The 6,630-nt window shown below is 58.0% G+C and carries 5 protein-coding genes; 2 read left to right on the forward strand and 3 right to left on the reverse strand.

What is annotated here, in order from left to right:
- The first annotated feature begins 82 nt into the window (after positions 1-82).
- On the forward strand, positions 83-1,258 hold the full coding sequence (locus tag H0Z09_RS09990) for an alpha-hydroxy acid oxidase (RefSeq protein WP_186690105.1): 1,176 nt from the start codon (positions 83-85) through the stop codon (positions 1,256-1,258).
- A gap of 177 nt (positions 1,259-1,435) precedes the next feature.
- On the opposite strand, the gene H0Z09_RS09995 is transcribed toward H0Z09_RS09990, so the two are convergent.
- Positions 1,436-2,362 carry an alpha/beta hydrolase gene (locus H0Z09_RS09995; protein ID WP_186690107.1) on the reverse strand — a complete coding sequence of 309 codons (927 nt, stop codon included), beginning with the start codon at positions 2,360-2,362 and terminating at the stop codon, positions 1,436-1,438.
- A 182-nt stretch (positions 2,363-2,544) separates the two neighbouring features.
- Between H0Z09_RS09995 and H0Z09_RS10000 the strand changes: the two genes are divergently transcribed.
- Positions 2,545-3,132 (forward strand): NUDIX domain-containing protein, encoded by a 588-nt coding sequence (locus H0Z09_RS10000; RefSeq protein ID WP_186690109.1) that lies wholly within the window; start codon positions 2,545-2,547, stop codon positions 3,130-3,132.
- 156 nt (positions 3,133-3,288) lie between these two features.
- Here the strand turns inward: H0Z09_RS10000 and H0Z09_RS10005 are convergent, their stop codons facing one another.
- Both H0Z09_RS10005 and H0Z09_RS10010 read right to left on the reverse strand, forming a co-directional pair.
- On the reverse strand, positions 3,289-3,699 hold the full coding sequence (locus H0Z09_RS10005) for a hypothetical protein (RefSeq protein WP_076950596.1): 411 nt from the start codon (positions 3,697-3,699) through the stop codon (positions 3,289-3,291).
- Positions 3,696-6,630: RHS repeat-associated core domain-containing protein (locus H0Z09_RS10010; RefSeq protein WP_186690111.1), on the reverse strand; the 2,935-nt coding region annotated here is incomplete at its 5' end. The genes H0Z09_RS10010 and H0Z09_RS10005, both read right to left, overlap by 4 nt.

The following is a 6,630-nucleotide window of genomic DNA, read 5'->3' on the forward strand; positions in this document are numbered from 1 at the left end:
CTAAACGATATGAGCGTTATGGCTGGTTGCACAGTCGATGGGCGGCTACTCTCAGCATTCAGTTCAGGGAGAGGAGACCTCGATGTCGTTGATGACCACCATCGAAGATTTACGCAGGCTGGCGCAAAAACGTGTCCCACGGATGTTCTACGACTACGCCGATTCCGGCTCCTGGACTGAAAGCACCTACCGCGCCAATGAAAGCGATTTCGCCGGTATCAAATTCCGCCAGCGGGTGGCGCGCAATATTGATGAACGATCGATCCGCGCGACGATGATCGGCCAGGACATGGCCATGCCGGTGGCCCTGGCGCCGACCGGGTTGGCCGGTATGCAGCACGCCGACGGCGAGATCCTCACCGCCCGCGCCGCCGCTGCCTTTGGCCTGCGGTACACCTTGTCGACCATGAGCATCTGCTCCCTGGAAGACATCGCTGAACACGTCGGGAAGCCCTTCTGGTTCCAGCTGTATGTGATGCGCGACCGTGCCTTTATCGAGCAATTGATCGAGCGCGCCAAGGCTGCCGGCGTGGATGCCTTGGTGCTGACCCTCGACTTGCAGATCCTCGGGCAGCGCCACAAGGACCTGATCAACGGTCTGTCTGCACCGCCGAAACTGACCTTGCCGAATATCCTCAATATGGCCGCCAAACCACGCTGGGTGATGGGCATGCTCGGCACCCGGCGCCATGGCTTCGGCAATATCGTCGGGCATGTCAAAGGGGTGGCCGACATGAGCTCACTGTCTTCCTGGACCGCTCAACAGTTCGACCCGCGCTTGAGTTGGGACGATGTGGAGTGGATCAAGAAATGCTGGGGCGGCAAATTGATCATCAAGGGCATCCTCGATGTGGAAGATGCGCGCCTGGCCGCCAATTCCGGTGCCGATGCATTGGTGGTGAGCAACCACGGTGGTCGCCAACTGGATGGTGCGCCGTCGAGCATCAGCCAACTGCCGGCGATTGTGGAAGCGGTGGGCGAGCGCATTGAGGTGTGGCTTGATGGTGGCATTCGTTCCGGCCAGGACGTGCTCAAGGCGATGGCCCTGGGTGCCAAAGGCACCATGATCGGCCGCGCCCACCTGTATGGCTTGGGTGCGATGGGCGAGGCGGGCGTGACCAAGGCACTTGATATCATCGCCCGTGAGTTGGACGTGTCGATGGCGCTGTGTGGGTATAACGATATACGCGATGTGAATCGCGAGATTTTGTTGCCGGGTACCTTTCCAGAAACGGTTGGCCGAGCAAAAAAATCGTAAAAATATAAAAAGAGTTGTCCACGGAAACCGTGGGTATCTCTGTGGATAACTTTGTGAAGCCCCGGCAGGGTTGGCGATCTAAGCCGAGGTCATTATTTGATCAACTTTTGTTTTGGCCCAGCATGGGCTGGGTTTGCGCTTGACAGGCAAGCGCGAACCCAGTGCCGAAAAGCGTTTTTACGAGTCGCCGTTGCGGCCTCTGGAATGCGTGACAACGCCAGGCGGCATCTTCACGTGCATCAACTTATCCAACGCCTGGCCATAACTGCGGCCGGCCAGGCTCATGCTGTTGTTATGGCTGGCGCCGGGCACCAACAGCAGGCGCTTGGGTTCTTGAGCGGCTTCAAACAGCTGCTGGCTGAAACGCGGTGGTACGTAGCGGTCGTCCAGGCCGTGGACCACCAGCAGCGGCATATGGATATCGGCAATCTTGTCGATGGAATCGAACTTCTGTGACAGCAGCCAACGCACCGGCAGCGAGGTGTTTGCCACCGCCGTGGCCACGTCTCCAAGGGAGGTAAAGGTTGATTCGATCACCAGCCCGCGCACCGGCAGCGGCGTTTGCCTGCCCAGCTCGGCAGCCAGGTCGATGGCCACCGCGCCGCCCAGGGAATGCCCGTAGATCAGGCGTTTGCCGGGGTCCGGTTGCAGCACCTGGAAACGTTCCCAGGCGATGCGCGCGTCCTCATACACGGTGGTTTCCGACGGCAGCTCGCCGTGGCTCTGGCCAAACCCGCGATAATCGATGGCCAACACCGAATAGCCCAGGGCGTGCAATTGCTCGATGCGGAACAACTGCCCGGTCAGGTTCCAGCGCACGCCGTGCAGGTAGAGGATGGCGGGTGCGTCCTTGTTATCCGCCGGGTACCACCAGCCATGAATCGTCTGCCCTGATTTGAAACTGGCCGGCTTCAGTTCAAATTCCTGCACGGCCTTGGGCAAGCCGCTGTACCAACTGGCGTTACCCGGTTCGATGCGAAACACCAGTTCACGCTCCTTGTGCTGCAGCATGGCGCAGCCCACCGGCAGGCCGACGATCAACAATGCCATGCACAGGAGGGGAAACCAGCGCAGGCTCAGGCGCGAGAAAAAACGAGAGGACATGAAGGTTCCAGGGAAAAGGTGAAGCAGGGGTTTTACCAGATGGCCCCCACGGGCAGGAATTAATACGACAGCCGTATATGGGGATTGCTTGCAAAGTGTTACAGCTTCGCAAGCGCGCCTTCACCTTGACGCTGACGCTGCCCCCACGACATGCTCTTGCTCCTTTGAGCCAAGGACTGATCATGGACAACAGCCCCGTTCGCATCACTGCCGAAGAGACACTCTCGGAAAACTGGTACCTGCTGAAAAAATACAGCTTCGACCTGCGCCGCCGCGACGGCAGTTGGCAGGCCCAGACCCGCGAGGTGTACGACCGTGGCAATGGCGCGACCATCCTGCTGTACAACCGCGAGCAGCGCACGGTATTGCTGATTCGCCAGTTCCGCATGCCCACCTTCGTCAATGATTACCACGGCTACCTGATCGAAGCGGCTGCCGGGTTGCTCGACAATGCCAGCCCCGAGGAACGTATCCGCCTGGAAGCGGAGGAAGAAACCGGTTACCGCGTGGGGCATGTGGAGAAGGTCTACGCGGCGTTCATGAGCCCGGGTTCGGTGACGGAGCGAATTCACTTTTTCATCGGTGAATATCAGCCTGGGGATCGGGTTGGAACCGGTGGCGGGCTGGCGGAAGAGGGGGAAGATATCGAGGTGCTGGAGTTGGGTTTCGAGCAGGCGTTGGGGATGGTGCAGGGCGGTGAAATTTTGGATGGGAAGACCATCATGCTCCTGCAACACCTGGAATTGCGGATGCTCAAAGAGGGATGGTAAACCCACATTCTCCCGGGCAAACCGGCGTTGCCATTGATCGTTCCCACGCTCCGCGTGGGAATGCCGCCTGGGACGCTCCGCGTCCCGCCGTGTGACGCAGAGCGTCACGGGATGCGTTACCACGCGGAGCGTGGGAACGATCACATGGAATGCTTACTACATAGACCCTGAACCATATCGCTGTTCCTGGAACGATTCTGCCCAGCGCAGACAGAAGTCATGTTGCTCCTGTATGTCGTTGGTCAGATCAACTTCTTCGTAGGCAAAGATATGGACAAGTTCACCGTCTGGCTGTCCCATCGTCAGCTCATACGCGACAAGGCCATTTGACATATGGGAAGACATGCCGGATGTATGCACATTGATCCTGGCGCCCTTGCATAAGAATTGGATGTCTTTCAAATCGGCTCTCATCAGGCCGAAGCTGTCGTACAGATCGAGTGCGGTATAGGTTTTACGCAGCCCGTTGTTCAGCAGTAAGTTAAGGGTTGGCTTGCCCGCTTCGTATTCGACCACTGCGTTTTCACGGATACCGTTTTTGATGAGGGTGATCTCACGTGATTTCATGGGTATGTCCTATTAGGATTCAATATCGTGTACCCCTTGAAGGTGCCATCTTCATTGACGGGTGATGCCCCTAAAATGTCTTTTGATTCTATACGCCCCGGAACTGCAATTTCTGCTTCATTTTTGTGTTTGGAGCGTGTCCCAAGTTCTTTGTTTACGTCTCTTCCGGGGATTTTTTTAAGCGTGTAGAGAAATCCCTCTTCAAACCCGTAGCTTGACGCAAATACCAATGCCTGCGCCCTCGAGGTGGAGGTGGGGACGAAGTTGCTGGGAGGGCTGGCATTGTTTAAAGAGTGCAGATAGAGATCAGTACTCGTCCCTCTGCTTTCGAATCCGGTTTCAAATATTTCATCGGGTTCTCTTGAATCCCCGCGATACAGATATCCTCGTTTTTGCTGAGGTATTGATGGAGACCGCTCATCAACGCTCAATTGCTCGGTTGGGTTCTCTACCGTTGATTGCGGTTTGCATCCGTCCCTGCCTGGGCAGGGGTTCAAACCCAGTGGATCAACCCAGCCCGTAGGGTTGTGCGCGTATTGGTAAGCGTTGATCCCACCCGCCAGCTTCACTGGGTCCGGCGTCAGGTAACGACCAATATCCGGATTGTAGTAGCGATGGCGGTTGTAGTGCAGGCCGCTTTCTTGATCGAAGTACTGACCCTGGAAGCGCAGCGGGTTGTCGACTTTTCCTATGTCTAGGCGGCTAATTTCGCCATAGGCACGGTAATGCGCGGACCACACGATTTCGCCGTCCGGGGCGGTGAGTTCCTGTGGTGTGCCGAGGTGGTCGAGTTGGTAGTGGTAGGGCTTGGTTTCTTTTGGACCGAAGCCTTCCAATAATGCCAGCGGACGGAAGCTGTCCGGTTCGTAGAGATAGCTGCGGTGTCGCTCCGCATGGTGTTCGGCGATGAGTTTGTCGCCTTGCCAGAAGAACTCGGTGGTGATGCCGTCGACGGTTTTGCTGATGCGTCGGCCAAACGGGTCGTAGCGGTAGCTGGCGGTTTTTCCGTTGGGTTGGGTGATGCTGGTCAGCCGGTGCTGGCAGTCGTAGTGGTATTCGGTGACGAGTTGATGGCCTTTGCCGCGTCGTTCGCGGATGAGGTTGCCGAAGGCGTCGTAGTTGTAGTGGCGGTCGCCCTGGATCATCAGGCGGTTGCCGGCGACGATGTCGGGGCCGGGGCGGTCTTGCATGAGCAGGTTGCCGGCCGGGTCGTGGGCGAAGCGTTCCTGTTCGCCTTGGGAGTGGTCGGCGCGGGTTAGGTGGTTGAGTAGGTCGTAGTGGTAGTGGTGTTCGCCTTTGCGGGTGTCGTTGAGGCGGGTGAGGTTGCCGGATTTGTCGTAATCGTAGTGGCGCTCGTAAAGGTAATGTTCCTGTTGAGTGACGGCGTGGGCGTGCAGGCGCTGTTGATCGTCGTAGTGATAGTGGCTGAGGAGCTGGCCTTGTTGGCGTTGGTGTTCCTGGCCTGCCTTGAAGAGATGGGAGGTGAGTACGTCACCATTCAGTTCGACGCTGGCGAGATGGCCGCCTTTGTCATGATTGAAGGTGAGGCGGTTGTTATCCGGTAGGCGCAGTTTTTGTAGCTGGCCGCAGGCGTCGTAGCCGTAGCGCAGGGTGCCCCAGCCTTGGTGTTCGGCGGTGAGGCGGTTTTGTGGGTCGTATTCGTAGGCCAGCGCCCAGTGGCCGTCGTCGACGCTGAGGAGATTGCCCTGGCGATCGTAGGTGTAATCGATGATGTTGCCGTCGGGCAGGGTTTTTCGTACGAGTCTCCCGGCGTGATCGCGTTCGTAGCGGGTGATTAGCTGACTGCCGTCGTCGCCGTGTTCGGTTTTTTCCTGGAGGTTGCCGTTGAGGTCGTAGGCGTAGGCGGTGCGTTTTCCGTCAAACCCGACTTCCTGTTGGATCAGGCCATTGCTGTGGTACTGGAGTCGGTAGGTTTCGCCTGATTCGTTTTCGATCTCGGTCAGCAACAACCTGGCGTTGTCGTAGCGATAGTTGACCTGGGTGCCGTCGGCATTGATGCGGCGGCTGATCAGGTGCAGGCCGTCGGCATATTCGTAGCGAGTGACGTGGCCCAGTTCGTCGCGTTCGGAGGTGATTTTTCCGTAGGGGTTGTAGCTGTATTCCCGCGTGGCGTCACCGGGTTGAGTCAGTTTCAGCAAGCGGCCTGAGGCATCCCACTGATACTGGGTCAGCGCACCGTGTTCGTCTTCGCGCGCAATCTGGCGGCCCCGTCCGTCATAGCGATAGCGCTTGGTCCCGCCGTTTGGCAACTGCTCTTCCAGCAACTGGCCGCGCGCATTCCATACCAAGCGATGACAGCTGTGATCCGGGTACCGGACCTGGGTCAGTTGTCCGTATTTGTTGTAGCTGTAGTCCGTAGCATTGCCGTCAGGATCGGTTTTGCGCGTAACGTCGCCCTGGTCATTACGCTCGTATTTCCAGACCGCTTCACCACGGCGCACCACCCGCACGAAACCGTTGTCATGCTCGTAGGTCGTCGGCTCGTCATCCCCTGGAAACAACGCCACCAAACGTCCGGCTTCGTCGTACTGATACGCCGTGATTGCCCCGAGCGGGTCTTGCTCAACCGTTAGCCGACCTTTGTCATTGTAGGATTTGAAGTGCTGGGCGCCATCCGGGTCGATGCGTTGCACCAAGCGCGCCCGATCATCATGGATATAGACTTCCTGGCTGCCATCGGCGTTATGCACGACAACGCTGCCGTCATCACTCCAGGCATACCGCGTGTCCATCTGCGAAAAACTCGCCCAGTGCCGGACACACCGCGCCGCCTTGCCAGTCCGTTCCCATTCCCAGTAGAAACTCGCCCCACCGGCCAGCCCACGCTCAAGAATGACGTGCTGCTCGTCGTACCGATAAACCTCACTTTCGCCTACCGCATTGGTCGCCGAAACCAGCCGTCCAATGTCG

It is taken from the genome of Pseudomonas sp. SWRI18 (assembly GCF_014268345.1).
GTDB lineage: Bacteria > Pseudomonadota > Gammaproteobacteria > Pseudomonadales > Pseudomonadaceae > Aquipseudomonas > Aquipseudomonas cedrina.